Source organism: Methylomarinum sp. Ch1-1 (genome assembly GCF_030717995.2).
Classification (GTDB): Bacteria; Pseudomonadota; Gammaproteobacteria; order Methylococcales; family Methylomonadaceae; genus Methylomarinum; species Methylomarinum roseum.
On sequence record NZ_CP157743.1, the window covers coordinates 4,299,355 to 4,321,538 of the forward strand.

20 protein-coding genes and 1 pseudogene are annotated in these 22,184 nt (G+C 45.8%); 16 read left to right on the forward strand and 5 right to left on the reverse strand.

The window, feature by feature from the left end; translation table 11 throughout:
- Positions 1-397 precede the first annotated feature (397 nt).
- Positions 398-676, forward strand: coding sequence for a hypothetical protein (locus Q9L42_RS19410; RefSeq protein WP_305906734.1), 279 nt, complete (start codon positions 398-400; stop codon positions 674-676).
- Between the two features lie 286 nt (positions 677-962).
- On the opposite strand, the gene Q9L42_RS19415 is transcribed toward Q9L42_RS19410, so the two are convergent.
- Positions 963-1,322: a hypothetical protein gene (locus Q9L42_RS19415; protein WP_305906733.1), complete on the reverse strand. Its 360-nt coding sequence runs from the start codon at positions 1,320-1,322 to the stop codon at positions 963-965.
- Between the two features lie 893 nt (positions 1,323-2,215).
- On the opposite strand from Q9L42_RS19415, the gene Q9L42_RS19420 reads away from it, so the two are divergent.
- Positions 2,216-2,908: a nuclease-related domain-containing protein gene (locus Q9L42_RS19420; RefSeq protein ID WP_349431646.1), complete on the forward strand. Its 693-nt coding sequence runs from the start codon at positions 2,216-2,218 to the stop codon at positions 2,906-2,908.
- A 204-nt stretch (positions 2,909-3,112) separates the two neighbouring features.
- Positions 3,113-3,478, forward strand: a complete 366-nt coding sequence (locus Q9L42_RS19425) for a DUF167 domain-containing protein (protein WP_305906730.1) — start codon at positions 3,113-3,115, stop codon at positions 3,476-3,478.
- A gap of 419 nt (positions 3,479-3,897) precedes the next feature.
- Here the strand turns inward: Q9L42_RS19425 and Q9L42_RS19430 are convergent, their stop codons facing one another.
- Positions 3,898-5,334 (reverse strand): SLC13 family permease, encoded by a 1,437-nt coding sequence (locus Q9L42_RS19430; protein WP_305906729.1) that lies wholly within the window; start codon positions 5,332-5,334, stop codon positions 3,898-3,900.
- A gap of 798 nt (positions 5,335-6,132) precedes the next feature.
- Between Q9L42_RS19430 and Q9L42_RS19435 the strand changes: the two genes are divergently transcribed.
- From Q9L42_RS19435 to Q9L42_RS19490, 12 genes are all read left to right on the forward strand, one after another.
- Positions 6,133-6,639 carry a DUF1993 domain-containing protein gene (locus Q9L42_RS19435; protein ID WP_349431647.1) on the forward strand — a complete coding sequence of 169 codons (507 nt, stop codon included), beginning with the start codon at positions 6,133-6,135 and terminating at the stop codon, positions 6,637-6,639.
- 300 nt (positions 6,640-6,939) lie between these two features.
- Positions 6,940-7,740: a class I SAM-dependent methyltransferase gene (locus Q9L42_RS19440; RefSeq protein ID WP_349431649.1), complete on the forward strand. Its 801-nt coding sequence runs from the start codon at positions 6,940-6,942 to the stop codon at positions 7,738-7,740.
- 37 nt (positions 7,741-7,777) lie between these two features.
- Positions 7,778-8,842: a TolB family protein gene (locus Q9L42_RS19445; protein WP_305906725.1), complete on the forward strand. Its 1,065-nt coding sequence runs from the start codon at positions 7,778-7,780 to the stop codon at positions 8,840-8,842.
- Between the two features lie 209 nt (positions 8,843-9,051).
- Positions 9,052-10,125: a class I SAM-dependent methyltransferase gene (locus tag Q9L42_RS19450; protein WP_305906724.1), complete on the forward strand. Its 1,074-nt coding sequence runs from the start codon at positions 9,052-9,054 to the stop codon at positions 10,123-10,125.
- Positions 10,126-10,199: 74 nt separating this feature from the next.
- Complete coding sequence (locus Q9L42_RS19455; RefSeq protein ID WP_305906723.1) at positions 10,200-10,436, forward strand: FitA-like ribbon-helix-helix domain-containing protein; 237 nt, start codon at positions 10,200-10,202, stop codon at positions 10,434-10,436.
- On the forward strand, positions 10,423-10,842 hold the full coding sequence (locus Q9L42_RS19460) for a type II toxin-antitoxin system VapC family toxin (RefSeq protein ID WP_305906722.1): 420 nt from the start codon (positions 10,423-10,425) through the stop codon (positions 10,840-10,842). The genes Q9L42_RS19455 and Q9L42_RS19460 overlap by 14 nt, the downstream gene beginning before the upstream one ends.
- A gap of 547 nt (positions 10,843-11,389) precedes the next feature.
- Positions 11,390-13,798, forward strand: a complete 2,409-nt coding sequence (locus tag Q9L42_RS19465; protein WP_349431651.1) for a TOTE conflict system archaeo-eukaryotic primase domain-containing protein — start codon at positions 11,390-11,392, stop codon at positions 13,796-13,798.
- Between the two features lie 1,432 nt (positions 13,799-15,230).
- Positions 15,231-16,448: an IS1096 element passenger TnpR family protein gene (locus Q9L42_RS19470; RefSeq protein ID WP_305906720.1), complete on the forward strand. Its 1,218-nt coding sequence runs from the start codon at positions 15,231-15,233 to the stop codon at positions 16,446-16,448.
- A 163-nt stretch (positions 16,449-16,611) separates the two neighbouring features.
- Positions 16,612-17,367 (forward strand): SDR family oxidoreductase, encoded by a 756-nt coding sequence (locus Q9L42_RS19475; protein ID WP_305906719.1) that lies wholly within the window; start codon positions 16,612-16,614, stop codon positions 17,365-17,367.
- 41 nt (positions 17,368-17,408) lie between these two features.
- Positions 17,409-18,329, forward strand: a complete 921-nt coding sequence (locus tag Q9L42_RS19480; RefSeq protein ID WP_305906718.1) for a hypothetical protein — start codon at positions 17,409-17,411, stop codon at positions 18,327-18,329.
- Between the two features lie 361 nt (positions 18,330-18,690).
- On the forward strand, positions 18,691-18,942 hold the full coding sequence (locus tag Q9L42_RS19485) for a hypothetical protein (RefSeq protein ID WP_305906717.1): 252 nt from the start codon (positions 18,691-18,693) through the stop codon (positions 18,940-18,942).
- The gene (locus Q9L42_RS19490) at positions 18,885-19,262 is read left to right on the forward strand and encodes a zeta toxin family protein (RefSeq protein WP_349432770.1); all 378 of its coding nucleotides are present in this window, start codon (positions 18,885-18,887) and stop codon (positions 19,260-19,262) included. The genes Q9L42_RS19485 and Q9L42_RS19490 overlap by 58 nt, the downstream gene beginning before the upstream one ends.
- A 298-nt stretch (positions 19,263-19,560) precedes the next feature.
- Here the strand turns inward: Q9L42_RS19490 and Q9L42_RS19495 are convergent, their stop codons facing one another.
- Entirely contained in the window at positions 19,561-19,755 is a 195-nt protein-coding gene (locus Q9L42_RS19495) for a hypothetical protein (protein ID WP_349431653.1), read from the reverse strand.
- 23 nt (positions 19,756-19,778) lie between these two features.
- On the opposite strand from Q9L42_RS19495, the pseudogene Q9L42_RS19500 reads away from it, so the two are divergent.
- Positions 19,779-20,731: pseudogene (locus Q9L42_RS19500) on the forward strand (IS1595 family transposase).
- Here the strand turns inward: Q9L42_RS19500 and Q9L42_RS19505 are convergent.
- On the reverse strand, positions 20,728-21,936 hold the full coding sequence (locus tag Q9L42_RS19505; RefSeq protein ID WP_305906716.1) for a type II toxin-antitoxin system HipA family toxin: 1,209 nt from the start codon (positions 21,934-21,936) through the stop codon (positions 20,728-20,730). The pseudogene Q9L42_RS19500 and the gene Q9L42_RS19505 overlap by 4 nt on opposite strands.
- Positions 21,933-22,178 (reverse strand): helix-turn-helix domain-containing protein, encoded by a 246-nt coding sequence (locus Q9L42_RS19510; protein ID WP_349431654.1) that lies wholly within the window; start codon positions 22,176-22,178, stop codon positions 21,933-21,935. Before Q9L42_RS19510 ends, Q9L42_RS19505 begins: the two co-directional genes overlap by 4 nt.
- Positions 22,179-22,184: the final 6 nt, after the last annotated feature.

A 22,184-nucleotide genomic window follows, 5' to 3' on the forward strand; every position in this document is an offset into this window, starting at 1 on the left:
GAAATCTCTGTGCATTGCTGTCACACGACGAGCCATTGAGTCTGTTGTGATATCGAACACGCCTGCCCCTTAATACGGCTTAGTCGCTGCTGCATTATTAGCCGTCAACCGTGTCAGCTACTAGCATGAAGCCGCAAAGCAATCTATCCGCTAGGATTCAGTTCGCGCTCCAAATAAATACAAAGGGAGTTAAGTTTTTCTTGAAACATTACTGAGAATCATTATCATTTGTATTTGATAGTTGTCTCACACTATCTTAGGCGCAGCTGATCGTCCTCCGGAAAGAACCCTCAGCCTGCGCCCTTTTAACTTTTGATCATTGTTCGGCATCAGAGCCGTTATTTGAAATGTGCTGCTGTTGTGCCGAACAATGCTTTTTTTACTTTTAGGGGATGCTATGAATTCAAACAGAATCAACACGATGGACAAACAAGACATGTCTCAACTGCATGCCGCCACCTGCCTGCTGATGACTCGCTTCATCAATGGTTACCATTGTCCGAAACTAAGCCACGTCATTGTGCAACAATTACAAAAGCTGCTGGCCCACCCTGTCACACAGCGCAACGTGGAAAGTCGCGAGATGTATTCGCGGTTGTTGGAACACTGGCAAAATGTTTCCATTTCATTGATCGAGCAAAAAAAGTTTGTGCGACAATCCCAGATTTATCATTGAACGGGAATACCGTGAAAACGCCAATGAAAAACAAGACTCCGCGCGGCGTTATTGGGGAATGAACAGTAAAAACCAAGAAAGGGACATCTGCTGCATCAATTTGCCTAAAATCCTACGTCAATGGCTGCAGTTAAAGAGTAACGAGCTCCGGTTTCGAGCCGCGCGGCCCCGCTTCCATTCTCTACGACCAGGCTAGGCGGCATGGCCGACCCCGGGCCGAAACGGCTCTAATGTTAATGGAAAAAACAAGCAACCAGTTACATTTCTGTTAAACGACGTTTATTCACTATTCTTCTTGGAGCGATTTATAAAGCTCTAACGTCTTGTTCATTTCCTCTGTCGCGCCCTTGAGATCGCCCTCTTTGACTTTAATTTGCGCTTGAATGATGCTTGCCGCAGCCTCTTTGACGACGCTCGGTTTGCCCGTTACTTTCTCGGATTCCGCTCGCGCCGCCTTTAGGTGTTCGCTGGGCGGCACGAAATCTTTATGCATGATTTCAACTTTTGCCTTTTCAAGATGCATAATGGCTTGATTCGGACTGTGAACGGAACCCTTAGCGGCGTCTTCTGCATATGCAATAGAGCTGAATGAACCTAAAGAGAAAGCCAGTGATAACATTAACGCTGTGTTTTTGATAATATTCATAATCTACGGCCTTTGTTGTAGTTATCGGATGATGCCGACAAAAGCGCCTGAAAACAAACACTTTTGCTTGTATTGATGAATGGATCGTTAATGAAATTGATTTATTGTGTTTGAAATTTATACAATTTCTCAGCCAACCTAGCACATCCAGAAAAAATACACAACACTCAACAAGCACTAACAGAAAAAGTGATTTGTCTTTGCGCTAAAAACGCCAACTTTATCCAACGCGACTCAAAAAACTTCAAAGATTAACGATAATTTACGTCCGCTCTACGACCACTAGAATAAATTCACAACGGAAGCTTTGCACTATCCAGCCCATCTCCGGTAAAGGACGTCAGAAAAAACTGGCTTTTTTGATCTATAATTACCATCGGGTGTCGTCATAGGCAATCTTGATTGACATCAGCCCATATAAATAAGTCTAAAGTCTCAATTAATACTTTAAGGCTGATAACCAAAAAATGTAACTATTCAGTTTGATACTGAGAAAAAATTTCTTTTACTCTCAATTGCTTGCGGAAGAAGTGTATGCAACAGGGATGTCGCATCCAAGCCTACGCCGCACAAGGACGTGTAAGTGCAGCGGTAAGCAGGAGCTGTTAGCTGCCACGGATATATTCACCCAGCACCTAAATTCCATAGGCTAATGGCTGCGATAAATCATCTTCGTTTATTTAGGTGCTGGGTGAACGGCGCCTTCTGAATCAAGCAACTGATAGTAAAAGCATTTTTATACTGAATAGTTACCAAAAAATTTAGCATAATCAAAAATACAACATATCTCAATGGACCTCACGCTATTCACTAACATTTTAAGCCCGATATTAAGCGCCTATGGCTGGGTGATACCGCTACTATTGTTGGTAGCATTCTTAAAAACGCCCGTCATGAAAGGCGTGCTGGGAGAATTGCAAGTCAACCTTGCAGCTAGATTCTTTTTGGATAAGAACCAATACAAACTATTCAAAAACGTCACATTGCCGACAGAGGATGGCAGCACCCAAATCGATCATATTATCGTTTCCCGCTATGGGGTGTTCGTCATTGAAACAAAAAACATCCGAGGCTGGATATTCGGCGGACAAAATCAGAAGACCTGGACGCAGAAAATTTATCGGCATACCCAAAAATTCCAGACCCCCCTGCATCAGAACTATAAACACACCGAAACGCTAAAATCCGCCCTGCAAATCGCGCCAGAAAAAATGTTTTCCTTAGTTGTGTTCGTCGGTAATAGTGAGTTCAAAACCCCTATGCCAGAAAATGTCGTCTATGGAGGCGCCTATATCCGCTTTATCAAAAGCAAGATTCAACCAATTTTAACCGAGACTGAAGTTAAAACAATAGCCTCCAGCATTGAATCCGGCCGGTTAACTCCCTCTATCAAAACCCATCGAACGCATGTTAAACATGTCAAAAAGATCGTCGAAGACAAGCAACGCTCACTTGATGAAAATTTATGTCCTAAATGCGGCAATCCTATGGTGCTGAGAAAAACTCGAAGTGGTGTCAATCAAGGAAAACAGTTTTGGGGATGTTCCGGATTTCCTAAATGCCGCATGATTAGGCAAATACCATAGATTTCTGCTGTCTCTGCTTGTTCGGCCGACCATTGCCCCGGTTAAAACGGTAAGTTTGGATATCCTAATAAACAGCAAAGAAAAACCGGATCACAACAATTCTGATAGACATAAGCCACCTAACGAATTTGGAATCGTAGGAGCACCGCCCTCGGCGCGAATAACCGTGACTAAAGGTTTTCTCGATAAAATTTTTATAAAACTGTGAAAAGTAAGAAAGCTATAAAAAATAAAAGCAAGACCAGCTCAGCCAATAAAAAACCCAGCGGTTTTTGTTATTGGGAGGAAGATGTTTTGGTTCTTAATGTATTGGGAACCCCCTCGGCAAAACGTGATGTCATTGGAAAAGCCAAGGGCAACCAGTTAAAAATCAGCGTTACCGCCGCTCCCGTAGCGGGCAAGGCAACCGACCATATGGTCGCCTTTCTTGCCAAGGAATTTGGCGTGAAAAAATCTGATATAGAAGTGGTGTTTGGGCGCATGAACATCAATAAACAATTGCGGATACGCGCACCTCAAAAATTACCTACCGTCATTGAAAAATTCTTACGTAAGAAAGCTAAGGCATGAGTCTGTCTGGAGCGCATTGCGGTTTCTGGCGGATCACCGACTTCAAGAAAGTTCTCTAAACCAATCCATCCGCTGTCATGATCCGGAATTCCAGCCGGCGTTTTGCGGCTCGTATGGAGATAACTAAACGGGACAATCCTTGATGCTATCGTCCCATCAATTTGATACCAGAGTACTTCCGGGCGGGGCGGATTATTCAACCCGCCTCGAACGTTTTGGTTTTTAGTTTGGCATAGCATTGAAAGATTCAGGCCGGGGTTACAAACCCCGGCATGCTCAAAGACTCAATTGATTAATAAAATTGCATCAATATTTTTGCATCGTAGCCGCTGGGCTATATGGTAAATCGACGGGGAGTGCTGGTAGATGATATAGGCAATTTTGGTTATGTGACCGGTTTTAAAAAACATGTCGGCATGCTAATCAATCATCACTTTCATCAGCGAGAAACCGAGAGTCATGACTATCGCCAATGCAATAAAATTCAGCAAAATTCCCGCTTTTAACATTTGTTTTACGGTTATGGTGTGAGTCCCGAATACAATCGCATTAGGAGGTGTGGAAATCGGCATGCTAAAGGCAAAACTCGCACAAAGAGCCGCCGGCATCGCCACGATAACAGGATCCAAACCTTGCGCCTCTCCCAGCTTCATAATCATCGGCAACGCGACGACACAGAGAGCGACATTGCTCATCACCTCGGTAAGAAACAAGGCAATAGCCGCCAGAGCTGCAATCAACCAGTAAGGACTCACGAAATCAAGCGTTGTAAAATACTCTGTGATCATTTGAATAAGGCCTACTTCTTTTAAAGCCCCCGCCAGCGCCATGCCGCCCCCAAACAGCAACACAATATTCCAAGGCAACTGCGCAATATCCTTTCTGTCTAAAACCGGCGTCAACTCCTGAAAGTTGGTCGGCACTAAAAACAGTAATATGCCTGCCAAGATGGCAATGGAAGTGTCATTGAGAAACTCGCTCCCAGCCAGATAATGAATCAAGCCTTTTGATATCCACAACGAGGCGGCCAATAAAAAAACTGCAACCGTCACTTTTTGAGAACTATCGATACGCCCAAGCGCTTGGATTCTTTCTTCTATAAAATCTTTAAAGTTAGGCGGAATAGGTACAGCAAACCGATAGATGCGCCTTAAAACATAAAGCATAATCGCCAATAATACGATTGCCACAGGCGTTGTGACGACAGACCATTTCCAAAAATCTATTTTGCGGGTGTAAAGCTCGTCCAAATACCCCATGAACACCACATTGGGCGGTGTACCGATAGGCGTCATGATGCCGCCGATATTGGCGGAGTAAGCAATGGCCAAAAACAACACGACCGTCATCGATTGCAGCGTTCGATGGGCGTCTGCAGGCAAATTTTGCTTTAAAAAATGGATCACCGACAGCGCAATGGGCACCATCATGACAGTCGTGGCCGTGTTACTAATCCACATACTTAAAAAGGCGGTCGAGATAATGAACCCGGTGATGATCCCCAAATCCGATCGCCCGGTCACCGACAAGATCTTCAAAGCAATGCGCTCGTCGAGTTTCGTTTTCTCTAACGCTCGGGCAATCATAAATCCGCCCAAAAACAAATAAATGACGGGATTCGCATAAAAAGGGCTGACCTGCTTGATCGGCATGATCTGCATTAATGGCAAATAGCAAAGCGGAATCAGTGCTGTGATCCCAAGGGGTAAAACTTCAAATATCCACCACACAACCATCCACCCCATTAGCAACAAGCAAAGATAGGCATTGCGATCTCCTTGGGGCATTCCGATAACGACTGTCATTAACAACAAGACTATAGGCAAGAAGATAACGATGGTTTTTTTAAAATTCATAAGTGATATTAATCAGCAATTCCCAATTTGAGTATTTTGCGGGGTTTAGGGCATGAGGTGTGTCTGTCGAGGAGCGCCGTTCACCCAGCACCTAAATAAACGACGATAATAAATCATAGCCAATAGTCTATGGTATTTAGGTGCTGGGTAAACCCATCCCTGGGGGCTTGACGGCAGCATCCTTGCTGCCGACATCCTCGCCAAACACACCCCATGCCCTTTTTGAACGCCAAAGTGGGAATTGCTGGATATTAATGTCGAATCTGTTATTCATACCATTTTATGATATAGAGTTCTTATCAGGCCGATAAGAACTACCGACTGCGTCGTCTGTGTGCCGATATCGGTATGGCTTGGCGGTCTCCCAAAAACGATTACGTTGTCTTATGCCCGTCGGCCAATTGCCTCGAAGCTTATCTCAGCTACCGGGCCTAAGGGCATGCAGGTCCTGGGTAATCTAGTGCAGATTGATCTGCATAAGCTGCCTGGGATACGAGAAGACTGGTCCGGCCACTATAGATGCCGAAATTATACCTTGGCTTGCATCAATAGTAGACAACCGGTCCGGGAGGCTTTTCTTTTTCGATGAGGCCGAATGAATGTCGACTAAATATTCGATCAGAGATCGATTTCATGGGAAATCAAAACAATCGCAGAATTTGTTGTTCGAGTAGCCTTCAAATCGGAATTTGTCCATAACGACTTTCGACTTTATTAAGTCGGGCTGAAATCGTTCATATGAACGTTCAATCCATATTGCCGCCGCCATGCTGCTAACCGTTAATTGTTGCACTAACTATGTCTATTTCCATGTACCAAGCCTCTATTCCCCATTTTATTCGTATGCTTGGTAATTTATCGTCGATCATCGACAAGGCCAGTTCTTATGCCGAGGCCGAAGGAATCGATGAAGCCGTTCTTCTCGACGCCCGTTTGGCGCCGGATATGTATCCGCTCAGCCAACAAATTCAAATCGCCGCCGATATGGCGAAAACGTGCGCTGCGCGCTTAGCCGGGATTAACGCCCCCCAATACGAATTCAATGAAATCACATTCGACGACTTCAAGAAGAGAATAAGCAAGACCACTGATTTTTTGCGAGGAATCGATAGCGAATTGATCAACCATAGCCATGATCGACTGATTACATTCAAGTTAGCGGACAAAGAAGTCGTTTATACGGGGCGAGATTATTTGTTGGCTAATATCCTTCCCCATTTCTATTTTCATGTCACGACGGCCTACGCCATATTGCGCCATCAAGGAGTCGAACTCGGTAAAAAAGACTACCTCGACAATGAGTAAGGAATATGCACAAATTTCACTCCGACCCCGGCTTAGATGAAATATAGTCATCGCACTTCAAAATTCGGCACATTGATACCTTCTCCCTCCGGGAGAAGGTTGGATGAGAACTCATAAAAACCGGATTTTGCAGTGCGAACTGTATAACGCAGATCACCCCATTTAAATTATGCATATTCGCAACAGTCTTATGCTAATTTCGATATCGGCTATGTATTTTAATGATTAGAAATTTATTATATAATTATCCTGCTGATTCAAAAGCATCCTAAAGAAGCCGCTACTTAAAGGAGATTGCCTATGTCCGGCTACGTCGATGAAGTTGTCATTCCGTATGATCGCGATCTCGGACCGGTCCTATTCGAACATTACGGTGCCGATACCGCAAGACGCGTCGCCGAACAAGCGCCGAAGGACGTGTTGGAAATCGCCGCCGGAACCGGGATCGTGACGCGCCACTTGCGCAACTTGTTAGCGCAAGACGCTCGCCTGACCGCCGTCGACATTAGCGATTCGATGATGGCCGTGGCTCGAAAAAAGTTTCGGCCCGACGAACAAGTCACGTTTCAAAACGTCGACGCCACCGCCTTGCCGTTCGCTGACGAAGCCTTCGATGCCGTCGTCTGTCAATTCGGCATCATGTTTTTCGACCGCGACAAAGGCTTTCGCGAGGTTTACCGGGCTTTAAAGCCCGGCGGCCGTTACTTGTTCCGCGTTTGGGACTCGGAACACTACAACCCGTATGCCAGTTTGACCTTTGAAGTGCTCAAGCAATATTTTCCGTCGGATACCCCGCGGTTTTTATTCGATACGGTATCCTGCCATCAAATCGATCCGCTCAAGGAACAGTTGATTCAGATCGGCTTCGATCCCATCGTCATTTCGGTGCAGCGGCACGTCTACGACATTCTCGACGTGACCGCATTTGCCCGCGCCTTGGTCTACACGCCGGTGATCTTCGAAATCAGAGACAAAGGCGGAGTCGATCCTGAAGACATCGTCAAAGAACTGGCCGACGCTTTCAAAAAAGAGTTCGGTTCCAGTCCGACGCGCTATCCGATGCAAGCGATTCTATTCGAGACGGAAAAACCTAAGATCTGATAATCTTGATCCTAACCCAAATAACGTTGTGCACACTATGAAAACAAAATCCTTTATCCCCAAGCCATGTTTGGCGGCGTTGACGCTTCTTTTGACGCAGAACGTGTCTTATGCGATGCCTGGCATGGACATGTCGACCAGCGAAAAGGCGAAACCGCACCCGCTAGCGAAAAGCATTGGCGCGCCGATCAATTCATCAGCCTCGGAATTTGAACTAACCTACAGTGCCGACGGTAAAACGGTCGTTTTCGTTTCAACTCGACCTGGCGTCATCGAGTCAAAAGGCAATCCCTACAGCTTCGACATCTGGATGTCTCATAACGTGAATGGCATTTGGCAAACCCCGATTCATTTGGGGCCCGATGTCGACCCACGCGTGGGGCCAAACATCAATACGTCTGCCTGGGAGCTGGAACCGAGCCTCTCGGATGACGGCAACGCCCTTTATTTCACCCGTTACGAACCGGGCAACCTCTCTACCGGCGATCTCTACGTGGCGCAGAAAATCGATGGAGTCTGGCAACCGGCCAGAAATTGGAACGACGTACCGGAACTGCCCCACCTCAATACGCCGACCGGGGAAGAACATTGCCCGATCATTGCGTCGGACAGCCTGATTTACTTCAGCTACCAGCAACCCGGCGTCACCCAGGATAGCGACATTTGGAAAGTCGAAAAGAAAAATGGGGCTTGGCAGAAACCCCAGAGCCTGGGTCCCCGGATCAACTCGCCTTACCGGGACCATTTGCACTGGACGGGACTCTCAAAAGACGGCAAAAGCCTGATCATTACCAGCACCCGCACCGACATGGGCTCGCGTGGCGGCCATGACGAATGGATTTCTTACCAGAACCCCCAGGGCGAATGGCAAGAGCCCTTGAACCTGGGCGACACCGTCAACACGGACGGCGAAGACATGTGCTGGGCATTCACGCCAGATGGCAAGAAATTTTTCGGCGGCTGGGGTTCGCGAGGCTCTTATGATATGAATGTTATGCAGGTCAACAAAGACGAGGTGCCGTTACTCAAGAACTTCGATCCAATCGGCCCGCCCTCCAATTTGCTGGCCAAAAGTAAGACAAAAACCGGCACTATTAAATAGTCGTGCAGTTCTGCTTAATCTCTCCTGATTACTCATAAGCATCTGCTAAAGCGACTTATAGAAATAAAGCCGCCCAGTCCGAAACATTCTCCGTTGATTGAGCGGAGCCGAAGTCGATGGCTGCAATCGATCTAAGAAATCGCCTAATTTGAACAAGCTGATATTAGAACAGGGCAACAACAAACAACACCCACAACCGGAGAATACACATGACAATGCATTTGAACGAAGTCGACGCCGGTAAACTGGAACAGCTACAAGGCAAAGTGATCAACGATGTCGCCGGCTCCTTGGGCCTGTTGATGGCTTATATCGGCGACAAACTCGATCTCTACAGCGCGCTATTGGAGATCAGTCCGGCCAGCAGCCGGGAACTCGCCGACAGCACCGGCATGGACGAACGCTATCTACGTGAATGGCTTTCCGCCAATGCCGCCGCCGGTTACGTCAATTATGACGCCGCATCCGGAAAATTCTCACTGTCGCCGGAACAAGCGGTCATTTTTGCCTCGGAAGGCCATCCGGCCTGCATGCAGGGCTTCTTTCAAGCGGTGATGTCGGTTTATATCGACGAACCCAAGTTGACCGAAGTTTTCCGTTCCGGCCAAGGGCTGCCATGGCGCGAACACAGCCCATGTCTGTTCTGCGGCACCGAACGCTTCTTCCGGCCGATGTATGCGATGAATCTGATCGATGTCTGGCTGCCGGCGCTCGACGGTGTGCGGGAAAAACTCGAAGCAGGCGCCAGAGTCGCCGACATTGGCTGCGGTCACGGTTCGTCAACGATCTTGATGGCCAAGGCCTTCCCGAATTCGACGTTTCACGGCTTCGATTTCCACGAACCATCGATCGAACACGCCCGCGAACGGGCTCGTGCCGCCGGCGTCGCCAGCAACACGATTTTCGAGGTAGTGACGGCGAAGGAATATCCGGGCAAGAACTACGATCTGGTGACGATCTTCGACGCACTGCACGACATGGGCGATCCGGTCGGCGCGGCCAGCCATGTCGCAAGCACCCTGGCCGATGGTGGAACCCTCATGCTGGTCGAACCGTTTGCCGGCGACAGTCTGGAAGAGAACCTGCATCCATTGGGGCAAATTTATTATTCGTTCTCGACCATGGTCTGCGTACCCGCGTCCAAATCGCAAAAAGTCGGCCTAGGTCTGGGCGCCCAGGCCGGGCAGAAACGGCTCACCGAAGTGCTGAACGCCGCTGGTTTCGGCCAAGTCAGACGCGCCGCTACGACGCCAACCAACCTGGTGCTAGAGGCGAAAATTTAAGCTAAGCATTACATCATTTGAATTCGCACCAAACAGTGATAGCATTGATAGCAATCAAGTTCTAGGAGCCCGTCATGCCAAGCTTAGTTGTTAGAAATCTGGATGAATCGATCGTTAATGCGTTGAAGGAACGAGCCGTTAAACACCACCGCTCGACCGAAGCCGAACACCGAGCTATTCTGGCCGAAGTGCTGATGAAACCGCAACGTAAAAGCTTTGCTGAAGCGTTAACCAGCATTCCTGCCGTTGGCATGGAGTCGGATTTTCAGCGGGCCAATGACGATACCAACGAATCCAATGTATTTGATTGACACCAACATCATCAGCGAACTTAGGAAAGGTCATAATGCCAATTCCGGTGTGCGGGAATTCTTCGATAAAGTCATTCAGGAGAATGTACCTATTTATATCTCAGCCATGACAATTGGGGAATTACGCAGAGGCGTCGATCTGATTCTTCACCGTGGCGACACAACTCAAGGCAAACTGCTGGAAAATTGGCTCAATACTATTCTCGATCAATATCAAGACAACATCCTGTCCATTGATGGTGAAATTGCTTTACTTTGGGGAAAGTTACGCGTCCCTAGACACGAGCACTCTTTAGATAAATTGATTGCTGCTACCGGGATAATCTATGATTTAACCGTTGTTACGCGAAACACCAAAGACTTTGAAAATACCGGGGTACGATTGATAAACCCGTTTTCAGAATAATTGCAATCAATTGGCTGTTAAGGATCATGCTAAAAATGACCTCCCGATAGGGTTCCCATGCTCTGCGCTCATCGTTATACATAAGTCTCGTCATACCCGCCGGGAGCGGGTATCCAGGCTACAAGGATGACAAGCCAAATACATCCTTGTAGCCTGGATTTCGGCAATCCCTGCCGGAATGACATGGTTCACATAAAGATGCGTATAACGATGAGTGCTCTGCGTGGGAACCCGGCTAGGGACGCTCCAGCGTCCCGAACCGCTGAGCGGTTCAGACTTCATTTCCACGCAGAGCGCGGGAACGATTGTGCAGATCCTGAAAGTTAGTTACACAGCCATATCCTAACGATCATGGCGCTTGGGCGCCACCCCAGCCAATGAACTGATCGTTCCCTCTCCCCGACCCTCTCCCAGAGGGCGAGGGAGATTAAGGTACGCTTCGCGACTTTCATAATAAACTGTTGGTGCTCAGTGAATCATACTCGATTAGCAGTAATCCGACCTGATGGGTTATTGTCGAATAACATACTTTCGGCTGAAAGAAAATATGAATAACGACCTTAACCAAAAAATTGCCGCTTTAGAAAAAGAGATTCATGCTTTAGATGCCAAAAGAGCATCGTTACAGCGACAACTCAACGATCTCAAATCATTAAAATCACCTAGCTCTTCAGCCCCGGTCACCCAATTATCGTCTAACTCCGAGAAAATTCGTTTATTTCGCGAGCTGTTTAAAGGCCGGGAAGATGTCTATCCACGGCGCTGGGAAAACAGCAAAACCGGAAAGTCAGGTTATTCGCCTGTTTGTGGTAATGAATGGAAGAAAGGTATCTGTGAAAAACCCAGAGTCAAATGCGGCGCGTGTCAACACAAGGTATTTCTGCCGGTAACGGACCAGGTTATTCAAAGCCATCTTTCCGGAACTGACTATCACTCAAATACTGGTTTTGTGATGGGAGTATATCCCATGTTGCCGGATGAGCGTTGTTGGTTTGTCGCGGTGGATTTTGATAAAGCACAATGGCAATCCGATGTTCAGGCCTTCTCACGCATCTGCCAACAAAAACAAGTTCCTCATGCCATAGAAATTTCCCGCTCCGGACAGGGAGCACATATTTGGGTGTTTTTTACCCAAGCGATTTTTGCGGTTGAAGCTCGGAAATTGGCCGCGCTGTTATTAACACAAGCGATGGCGAAACATCCTGAAATCGGGTTCGATTCGTATGATCGCTTTTTTCCGAATCAGGATACTCTGCCAAAAGGAGGATTTGGAAACCTGATTGCTTTGCCGTTACAAAAGAAAGCGCGTGGTCAAGGAAATAGCGTATTTGTCGATGAACATTTCAAGCCTTATGAAGACCAATGGGCGTTTTTATCCACACTGAAACGCTTATCTCCCATTGAGACGAGACAACTGATTGAACAAGCAGAGAGCGAAGGTAACTTGTTGGGCGTTCGTATGCCGGTTGCAGAAGACGATGGCGAACCTTGGGTGTTACCCCCTTCACGTAAAACCAAGATTACTATTCAGTCAGATCAGTTACCGGCAACATTGCGTGTCATTCAGGCTAACCAGTTATTCATCGAAAAACAAAACTTACCGGCAAACCTACAAAATAAAATTATTCATTTGGCGGCATTTCAGAACCCGGAGTTTTATAAAGCCCAGGCGATGAGATTGCCGACGTTTGATAAACCCAGAATCATTGCCTGTGCAGAAAACTATTCACAACATATTGCCATACCCAGAGGTTGCCTTGAAGAACTGCTGTCGTTATGTCAGGAATTGAACATTCAGGTGGATCTACAGGATGAACGTTTTGCCGGTAACAAAATTGAAGAAATACATTTTCAGGGAGAATTATTGCCTGAACAACAAACGGTAGTGGATTGTTTATTGCAGCACGATACCGGTACATTATCGGCAACAACGGCTTTCGGCAAAACGGTCATCGCTTTAAATCTTTTGGCACAAAGGCAGGTCAATACATTGATCGTTGTTCACCGTCGGCAATTACTTGACCAATGGCTTGAACGAATTGCACAGTTTTTAGCGATAGATCAAAAAAAGGTAGGACGGATTGGCGGAGGCAAGCGCAAGCCGACGGGTATTATCGATGTGGCGGTTATGCAAAGCTTGTTTCGACAACAACAGGTCGAAGACGTAGTCGCACATTATGGTCAAGTCATTTTTGATGAGTGCCATCATTTGTCCGCAGTGAGTTTTGAAAATGTAGCTAAAGCCTGTAAAGCAAAATACGTTCTCGGCTTGTCGGCAACATTGGTTCGTAAAGATGGGCATCATCCGATCGTCACCATGCAATGCGGCCCTGTACGCTATAAAGTCGATGCGAAAAAACAAGCGGTAGCCCGGCCATTTGAGCACAGGTTGGTATTCAGGGATACCGAGTTTAGCTTACCGGCAACAGAAAATGTTGATTCTCATTTAGCTATTCATCAAATATACCAAGCGTTGATCCAGGATGAAAAACGCAATCAGCTGATCATTGATGATGTGAAAAAATTGTTGCAAGAAGGACGATCACCGCTAGTGCTAACTGAACGTAAACAGCATGTTTCCGTATTGGCGGAAAAAATCCGAATATTTGCCAAACATGTTGTCGTACTGCAAGGTGGTGCAACAACTAAACAACGAAAGATTATCCAATCAACACTCGACAATATCCCTGAACAGGAAGAACGGGTTTTAATTGCAACCGGTCGCTACTTGGGCGAAGGATTTGATGACGCTCGCTTGGATACTTTGTTATTAGTCTTACCGGTATCCTGGAAAGGCACATTAGCTCAGTACGTTGGAAGGCTACACCGGCTACATCACGCCAAAACCGAAGTCCTCATTTATGACTATGCGGATGATGTGCCCATGCTGAACCGGATGAGAGACAAACGCCTGGCGGGTTATAAGGGACTGGGCTACGTACTTGCTGATAACTAGAGTGCCCTTAGAAAGTCATTCGGTAATCATACTGCAATCGGGAGCGGTAAGAATCTCATGGTCGAGATAAGGCCTCGCGAAACGGCGTAGAGCCATTTGAGGTAGTGCTACGGAGCCCGCATCGAGTATACGATGATGTGGCGCAGTGGCACGGACGCAGGGCGAATCGAGGCCGCCGAAGGCAATAATCGCCACGTCATTTTTCGCTGCTGAAATCGGACGGACCCCATTTCAGCTTTCGCGAAAAATCGTGGCGCGCTTGAAAAAACGTAACTACTCGCCCCTCACTCGCAAGCCTTCCCCGCCAATGCTAATTGAATGGCGGTCAGCGGGTTATAGCCTTTATTGGCCATGGTCTGTAAATAACTGGAAATCCGGCAATAGGCATGAACATAGTCTTCTTCGGAAAACAGCTTTTCTGTGTCGAAAAACCTGTCAAGTCTTTTTTTGACTTTTTTAGGGGTGAGTAGTTACCATTAAAAAACTCATTGGCGAGTAAAATCCAACACTAACTGGAAAAATCAAAGATAGAATTTTGCTCTAACATTACAAAACGGAATTACCTCCCCTGCTCTTGATCTTTGTCTATCAATGATCGTGATCCTGAAAAGAACGAGTGTGTTATGTTTCAGACTATTGGTTCTGATCACTTGTGTTAATTCACATTAACACAAGTAATAGAAACGTACTCAGAATCGAAATCTCTAAAAATCCGAACGCTAACGACTAAGACGTTATTATTTTAACGATAAAGTTTTAGCTGAAGCGGCGTATAGCAATGCAACACAGTCAGTTCATTTTGATGAGCCAGTTTCAGTCGATATCCGCTCTAGTGGCAAACAACATGATATAATTAACTTTGTGATTAGTTGTTCGGGCTGCATTAGCTCAGTACATGCATGAGCCTAGTTGTCTTGAAGCAGAGCAGAGCATATCTTACTCGACCAATCTTTTTTCACTGTCGATGAGGGGTCATTGGCTCAAGTTCCAAACGTTGCTGGATTAACCATTACCTCCTACGGATAAATTGCGTCGTTTACTCAAGAAAATAGCCCTTGGGATTAAGCGCAGACTTTTACCTTTCCGTATTAATGCGAATTAAAACGCCTAAAATTATCGATTTTTAGGTGTTTTTAGCTGGTTGCTGAGCATAGGTCTGTTTTACACATTTTAAGGTTAGTTTTCTATTAAAGTCAGATGTTACGCAAACCAACAAAATATTGGGTAATGATAGACTAAATAACCACTATATATTGTGATTCAGCCAATCGTTTTACGTAACATCAGGTTAAGTTATTAAATAGGTTTTTTAACTTTTAAAATATTATCAACTTACCTCGGGATGATGAAGATCATACGCGCAGAATAGAAGCGATGCAGTTTAGAAACCCGATTTACTCGGCCTTGATTATTGTCATCGAAGGTTTTATAGATGGATTCGAATCTTGTTATCAATGTTGATCTAAACACGCTAAAATTGCAGCGATTTGCACTAGATCAGCCTGGATCGTTGCTGCACGACTTTGCTGTATTGCTGGATTTCGTCAGCGCAGGCATTGAAGTATCAGCCAAAACACATTTGTTACCCCAGAAGGCATTACTGGAAATCAATCAGCGCTTGGCGAATCCAATGACAGTCAAATTGAAACGGCCGCAACAAAAGTCGTTTCCCTATATCAATGGCTTGTTTTTGATTCTGCGCTCATCGGGTTTAACAAGGGTAATCAACGCTGGACCAAAACCTCGCTTGATTTTAGATGAGAAGGTGTTGGCCAATTGGCATTCGCTGACAGCTATCGAGCAATATTTTTCTCTACTCAATGCGTGGTTTTTACGTGGTAGTCCCGAGATTCTAGGGGATAGACCTGGGATTTGGGAATGCCATTATTACCTCTTCAAATGTCTTGAATTTTTCAAGCGAATGCCTGCTGAAGGTATTGATGTCACGGCCACGAAAGATGGGTTTGATCATCTCAAGTATTATCCAGAGTTGCACAATCTAGCGCTAATGGACTTGTTCGGTTTGGTAACAATTGAAATCGATCCCTCTTTAGAGCAGAACTGGCCGGTATCGAAAATAATACCCACTCAGTGGGGACAGTTTATTACCGAATATTATCGTACAAGAACTCTCCGCAATTTAGAGCAAGAGGAGGAACAAGGACCGTTTACGCTGGCGTGGGATAGCGAATTGCAATCGGTTTTTCCCGAATTAAAACGGCAATTGGCAGAACCTGTATCTGAGGGGATGTTGAATGCAACGATTGTGTTTAAAGTGGTTTTACATAAGGCTTATCGCTTAATACAGGTATCAGGATCAACCATCTTAGATGATTTTGCCTCCGCAATTTTAGATGCATTTGACTTCGATCATGATCATCTATACCAATTTTCCTTCAAAAACGTATATGGCTATTCAGAACACATCAGCCACCCTATGATGACTGATGTCGCCAAAATCACAGTCGAATGTAGGGTTGGTGAATTGCCGTTAATGCAAGGAATGGAAATCGTATTCACTTTTGATTTTGGAGATAACTGGGAGTTTTCATGTGTCGTAGAGTCGATCCTTGATCAGCCCTGTGACCAAAAGCCAAAAGTTCTTAAGAAACAGGGTAAGCCGCCAAAGCAATATGCGTTTGATTATTAGGCGTATCGTTCATGACTTCTTCAGAAAACAAATCGCCAAGCACTTTTAAACCAGGAGAAAGTTGTTTGGTTTGAGCGTATTCCGGGTGGGGAATATGTCTACCCGGTTAGCGCTAATGTGCTAGCGTTAACCCCAAAACGGGTAAAGATTAAGGCAGACGACGATGGAAAAATCGTCATTCGCTATGTTCAGCCAGAAAGCTTACAATGCAAACGGTAGAAACGTCGTGGATAAACACAAAGTTATTGTTATCACAGGTGCTACAAGAGGACTTGGTCGCGCCATGGCCAGTCAAATTGCCAGTTTGGGTCACACCGTGATTGGCTGCGGTCGATCTGAAGCCGCGATAGATACCCTCATGACAGAGCTTGGCACGCCGCATCGGTTTGATGTGGTTGACGTGACCCGAGATGGAGACGTGGCGACCTGGGCGGCATCGGTCATTAAGGACTTCGGACCGCCCGATCTGTTGATGAACAACGCTGCATTGATCAACTCGGTCAAGCCACTCTGGCAGATGTCAGCGCAAGATTTTGATCCGGTTATCGACGTCAACATAAAAGGAGTCGCTAACGTCGTTCGTCACTTTGTCCCGGCCATGATCGAACGGCAATCGGGTGTTATCGTCAATTTCAGCTCGGGGTGGGGGCGAGGAACCGATTCAGGTGTCGCGCCGTACTGTACAACTAAATGGGCTATTGAAGGACTAACACGCTCATTAGCGCAAGAACTGCCTAAGAATATGGCGGCGATACCGTTGAATCCGGGCATCATCGATACCGACATGCTGAAAATCTGTTTTGGTGACGAGGCCAAGCATTACCCGTCTGCAGAACGCTGGGCTGAAATAGCCGTACCTTTTCTGCTTAAGTTAAGTGCTAGCGATAACGGAAGGCCGCTATCAGTGCCAGGTTATTAGTCACTGGTCTTAATTCAGATTGTTACTTCCAAATTTAATTGATGAAAAAAATAGCCAGTAAAATCTCTAAACGATTGAGTAAAGTCCAAGCTTCTAAGATTATCGACCTCTCTAGCTATCGCCAGCAAAAGCAAGAAGCTGAGGCATTATTTAGTCAAATCAAAACTACTCAAAAAAACATCGATAATGGTCACGATCCCTTACATGCCGTTTATATTCATGCCCAAAATTTATTGTCTGTATTAGTGGATTGTCTTCAAGAAGTTCCTGAACCCGCACTTGATCGGTTTTTTAAAGTGATTGACGAGGCTGATCGAGATTATATGCCCGAGGGTCCACCTATTAGCCCTTTGACAAAAAGTTACTTCAATAGCTGGTTGCTGTTTGACTTGGTCATTGGGTTGGACAAAGAAACTTTGACAACGATTATTCTCGATCTTGCTCGTCAGTTTGGTTTAGATAAACAAATGATTGAGACCATAGGGATCATGCAAGATTCACGTATGGGCATCTACGAATTTATAGGACGGCAAAACGGACATATTTTGTTAAAGGAACTTACCAAGGACTCTATTATCGAGTGTATTTGCCCGGCAGGTTATCAAGGTAGTCAGCCTGGTGAGTTATGGTTTGTCAGGATCTTGCCACCCGTATTTGATTGCTTCGATTACAGCTTGGTGTTTACAACGCCTTATGTATTATCTCATGCCGATAAAAATGCTTGGTTAGACTATCTGGCACGTACAGTGACAGGTAAAAAGACCAAAACAACGGCGACTGACGTAAATCAATTGATGAAATACGGGCTATCACCCTTTTATTGGCACGAATATATCTTTGAAGCCTATTTGGATGCCCGCTCAGAGGTTATTTTTTTGTCTGGGCTTCCTGATATTAGGGCTAGCCGTCCACAGGCAACTGATATTCAGGAGTTTTTAGCTATTTTGCCGGAAAGACAGTAAGTGACCTGAAAAAGTTTACTTGTCTTTGACTTCGTCGTTCCGGCATGGATTGCCGGAATCCAGTTATTATGGATGATAGCTTATACCAATGAACTTCTTTCAAAGGACTTAGCTTTGGTGCTGAAAATGACAGATAACCGCTCATTTTTTCGATCATTTGCGTTAATACAGCTTAACGCAAGCAACAATAGTGGCATACTCAGAACCAGCATTTCTGAAATCCGTTGCGAGCAATTCTTAAGCCTAAAGAACTACAATGTGATCCGTCTAGAGCTTCCTTTGCTATGATGGCTTATAATTTCCGCATAGCGATTGTTGCGATTGACTTATTTATTGAACACTGGAGATTGGAGACAGATACATGCAAGTTTTTTGGATCATTGCCGGCCCTAACGGGGCTGGTAAAACCACGTTTGCCATGGAGTATCTGCCAGCAGTTACCCACTGTAAAAACGTTATCAATGCCGATATGATTGCGGTAGGAGTGTCTCCGCTAGCGCCTGACATCAACCGATCGCTGCGAGTCGTATTTTTCTTAATGAGATTGAACGTCGTATCGACAAACGTCAAGACTTTGCTTTCGAAACTACGCTTTCGGGAAAAACTTATTTAAAGTTGATCGATCGTTTGCAAAATGATGGCTGGCGAATAGAGTTGGTTTATTTAACATTGCCCAGTATGGAAATGTCAAAGCTTCGGGGGGCCGAACGCGTAGCGCATGGTGGTCATAACATTCCAGTAAAGGATATTTCTCGGCGTTTTCCCCGAAGTTTAAAAAATCTATTGATGCATTTCAGCCATCACGTAGATCGAACGCGCTGTTTTATGAATAGTAGCGAAATCCCTGAGCTCATTTTCGAACAGCAAAACGATAAACGGACGATTGCTCATCAAGATTTATACCCGTTACTTTTACAAGAGTCAGAACGATGATTAGCCCTGATCAAACACCTTCGCCTGATAGTCAAGTCATGCTGGATGCGTTAAAAAAAGCAGTGAGTAAAGCACTGAACAAGAAAAGGCGCTTGGGACAATAGCTGTTATCTGGTCGGACAATAAACCCATTTTGATTGGTGAAGATGCCCCTCAAGAAGAACACGTCAAAGAATCATCAAAATAATGCCAGCAATCGAACCTTCAATTTTTGAAGAGGATGAATTTCTGTTGTCTGTCTTAGTTGGCTAATCAAGAAAGCATAGCAATGAAACACAGTCTATCTGATGAGTTGGTTTCAGTCGATATTCGCGGTCAGAGCAATCAATGTGGTCAGATTGATCAGGCCTTTTTCTCTGTTGATTCGGATACATTTACCCAGTTCCAGGCACCTCTGGCTTAACGAGAACAGCAATTTTTTTTGATTAGCAAGCTTCTTCAGATAAAGCCCAAAAACCAGGATATTCTCGGCCAGAAGGCGCATACTGGCCACTTAATTCCCCAGGAGTCCAACTCATGGCCATGAATAAAATTCAGTTTCAAGCAGGCCTGTCACTGCCTGACTTTTTAGCGCAATTCGGCACCGAAGCGCAATGTGAAGTCAGCCAGGAACAGTCCCGTTGGCGCCAAGGCTTTCGCTGCCCCGACTGCGGACATGCCGAACACTATGCACTTAAATCTGGCAGGCGCAAAACCTTCCAATGTCGGTCCTGCCGGTTACAGACGTCGCTGATTGCGGGCACTTTATTCCAGAGCACCCACCTTAAACTGACGGTCTGGTTTCTGGCGATCTACTTGATCAGCCAGGCTAAGACCGGCTTGTCTGCCCTCACTTTGAAACGGCAATTGGGCGTCAGTTACCCCACTGCATGGTTGATCCAGCAGAAACTGATGCAAGCGATGGTCGAACGAGAGGCCCGATACACCTTGGACGGCGACATCCAGGTAGACGATGCCTATCTCGGGGGCGAATTGGCTGGCAGCAAGGCCGGTCGCGGTTCGGAGAACAAGGTACCGTTTATCGCGGCACTCTCACTCACCCCCGAGGGACAGCCGAGGTTTATCAAGATGGAGCCGATTCCCGGTTTTACCCGTAAAGCCATTGCCAATTGGGCACAAGATGATCTCAGCCCCGGCTGTGTCGTGCGGCCCGATGGATTGGCCTGTTTTTCCGGCGTGACCGATGCCGATTGCAAACACCAGGTGATCATCGCCGGTGGCCGGAAACCCAAGGACCTGCCGGAATTCTGTTGGATCAATACGGTGCTGGGCAATCTCAAAACCAGTCTAGGGGCGCCTACCATGCTTTCGATTTCGCAAAATACGGCACCCGTTACTTAGGTGCGTTCGCATACCGCTTTAACCGACGCTTCCGTCTCGATACCATTACGACGCGCCTTATCGTGGCTGCGGCTACGACTGAACCCCGCCCGGATTATTGGCTTCGGCAAGCTGACGCATCTTGCTAATCGAGTAATAGTTTGGTCTGCTTTTCTATCACACGCCCTACCCGCTGCAATGCTGGTTGCTGTCCATACTGATTTTCGATCGTTGCTTGTATTAACTGATAGTGTTTTTCAAATGCTGTTATCAGTTGATCCAAAATATCAATCAATCGCTTGGGGCGTATTCGGCATTGGTTCGCCATTTCGGTTAAATTTGTTCTGGTAATTAGGTCGGGATTCTTTTGATTGCCGACATAGAGAGCTAATGTGCTATCTAAATGTTCAATTGCACGGGTACTGACCAGATCATAGAATGGCGCTAATCGAGTTTGATTTTTGTCATAAAGGAACGACAGGTTTTTGATGTGCGCGTCCGAATTACCCACAATCACGTTAAACAACTGCCACTTTAAAAGTTGCTCTACATCCTCTAACGGATTAGAAGAGTATTCGATGATCAATTGATAGCATTGGGTAAAATTCGGCTCATTTCCTCGTTGATATTTTTCCTTATACCCTAAAGCTTGACAAAAGTCTTCCTGGTGAATCCGGGTCACCTTATCTTCACCTATCAACCTATCATAACGTTTTGAGAGTGTGTAACTCTTCGAGTCCAAAAATCTGAGTTCAATATCGATAGTCTTCAAGCCAACGGCTTGCGCTAAAGTCGTAGTAAATACTTCATAGAGCGGTACATTCTTAAAATCGGTAACTTCAAATTTCAGAATGTGGGTAGAGGGCGTCTGCCCAACAGGTAAATAAAGACCGTCTTTTTTGACATGAACGGTCATTTTATCTTGGGCGCCGGCTAATGATAATCGCGGTTTGTTTTCAAGTATTATAGAAGCCCCTCGTGTTTCAATCAGTTTAACCAAATCTGCTTCATCGATTTTCTGATATGCATACTGAAGATCCGGTGATTGTTCGACAGGCAATATAGAAATAGCCCCTGCGCACTCAGCACCTATTTCCCTGAGTAAATCGAAGTCGGTATCCGGACATCGAAGCCGTCGACATAATCGTTCTCTTGCAGAACCTTCCGGCAGCAGGTTTGCAAAAAAACGATGCCCCACCGACTGCTCAATTTTTTTATCCAAAGGGAGGCTGATAGACAGCGGAAACAGGTTCCAATTATCATCATACTGAAAGGACATAACGCCAGCCTCATTGCGCCACAGATAGCCCACTATCTGATCATCATGCCAAACATTCAGCTCGTCTTCGATCATGGTGTACCCCGTGGAACGATACGAATCTCAAGACCTAGGAATTTCAAAATCTGCAATACCTTGCCAATTTGACAGGTTTCTTTTCCCCGTTCAAATTCCCCAATGAGTCGAGGGCTTATCAAGGCAAGATCGGATAAATCTTCGATCCGTACTTTTTGAGACTTACGATGCTGACGGACTAACACCCCCATTTCTGCTACGCTATTAATCTTACCGTAAGGTACTTTTTTTGTATTTTTCATACCTAA

What these genes read in the sequence shown, in the direction of transcription:
- Q9L42_RS19410 (WP_305906734.1), top strand. Translation starts at nt 398, where the DNA reads ATGAATTCAAACAGAATCAACACGATGGACAAACAAGACATGTCTCAA.
- Q9L42_RS19415 (WP_305906733.1), bottom strand. Translation starts at nt 1,322, where the DNA reads ATGAATATTATCAAAAACACAGCGTTAATGTTATCACTGGCTTTCTCT.
- Q9L42_RS19420 (WP_349431646.1), top strand. Translation starts at nt 2,216, where the DNA reads ATGAAAGGCGTGCTGGGAGAATTGCAAGTCAACCTTGCAGCTAGATTC.
- Q9L42_RS19430 (WP_305906729.1), bottom strand. Translation starts at nt 5,334, where the DNA reads ATGAATTTTAAAAAAACCATCGTTATCTTCTTGCCTATAGTCTTGTTG.
- Q9L42_RS19435 (WP_349431647.1), top strand. Translation starts at nt 6,133, where the DNA reads ATGTCTATTTCCATGTACCAAGCCTCTATTCCCCATTTTATTCGTATG.
- Q9L42_RS19440 (WP_349431649.1), top strand. Translation starts at nt 6,940, where the DNA reads ATGTCCGGCTACGTCGATGAAGTTGTCATTCCGTATGATCGCGATCTC.
- Q9L42_RS19445 (WP_305906725.1), top strand. Translation starts at nt 7,778, where the DNA reads ATGAAAACAAAATCCTTTATCCCCAAGCCATGTTTGGCGGCGTTGACG.
- Q9L42_RS19450 (WP_305906724.1), top strand. Translation starts at nt 9,052, where the DNA reads ATGACAATGCATTTGAACGAAGTCGACGCCGGTAAACTGGAACAGCTA.
- Q9L42_RS19455 (WP_305906723.1), top strand. Translation starts at nt 10,200, where the DNA reads ATGCCAAGCTTAGTTGTTAGAAATCTGGATGAATCGATCGTTAATGCG.
- Q9L42_RS19460 (WP_305906722.1), top strand. Translation starts at nt 10,423, where the DNA reads ATGTATTTGATTGACACCAACATCATCAGCGAACTTAGGAAAGGTCAT.
- Q9L42_RS19465 (WP_349431651.1), top strand. Translation starts at nt 11,390, where the DNA reads ATGAATAACGACCTTAACCAAAAAATTGCCGCTTTAGAAAAAGAGATT.
- Q9L42_RS19470 (WP_305906720.1), top strand. Translation starts at nt 15,231, where the DNA reads ATGGATTCGAATCTTGTTATCAATGTTGATCTAAACACGCTAAAATTG.
- Q9L42_RS19475 (WP_305906719.1), top strand. Translation starts at nt 16,612, where the DNA reads ATGGAAAAATCGTCATTCGCTATGTTCAGCCAGAAAGCTTACAATGCA.
- Q9L42_RS19480 (WP_305906718.1), top strand. Translation starts at nt 17,409, where the DNA reads ATGAAAAAAATAGCCAGTAAAATCTCTAAACGATTGAGTAAAGTCCAA.
- Q9L42_RS19485 (WP_305906717.1), top strand. Translation starts at nt 18,691, where the DNA reads ATGCAAGTTTTTTGGATCATTGCCGGCCCTAACGGGGCTGGTAAAACC.
- Q9L42_RS19505 (WP_305906716.1), bottom strand. Translation starts at nt 21,936, where the DNA reads ATGATCGAAGACGAGCTGAATGTTTGGCATGATGATCAGATAGTGGGC.
- Q9L42_RS19510 (WP_349431654.1), bottom strand. Translation starts at nt 22,178, where the DNA reads ATGAAAAATACAAAAAAAGTACCTTACGGTAAGATTAATAGCGTAGCA.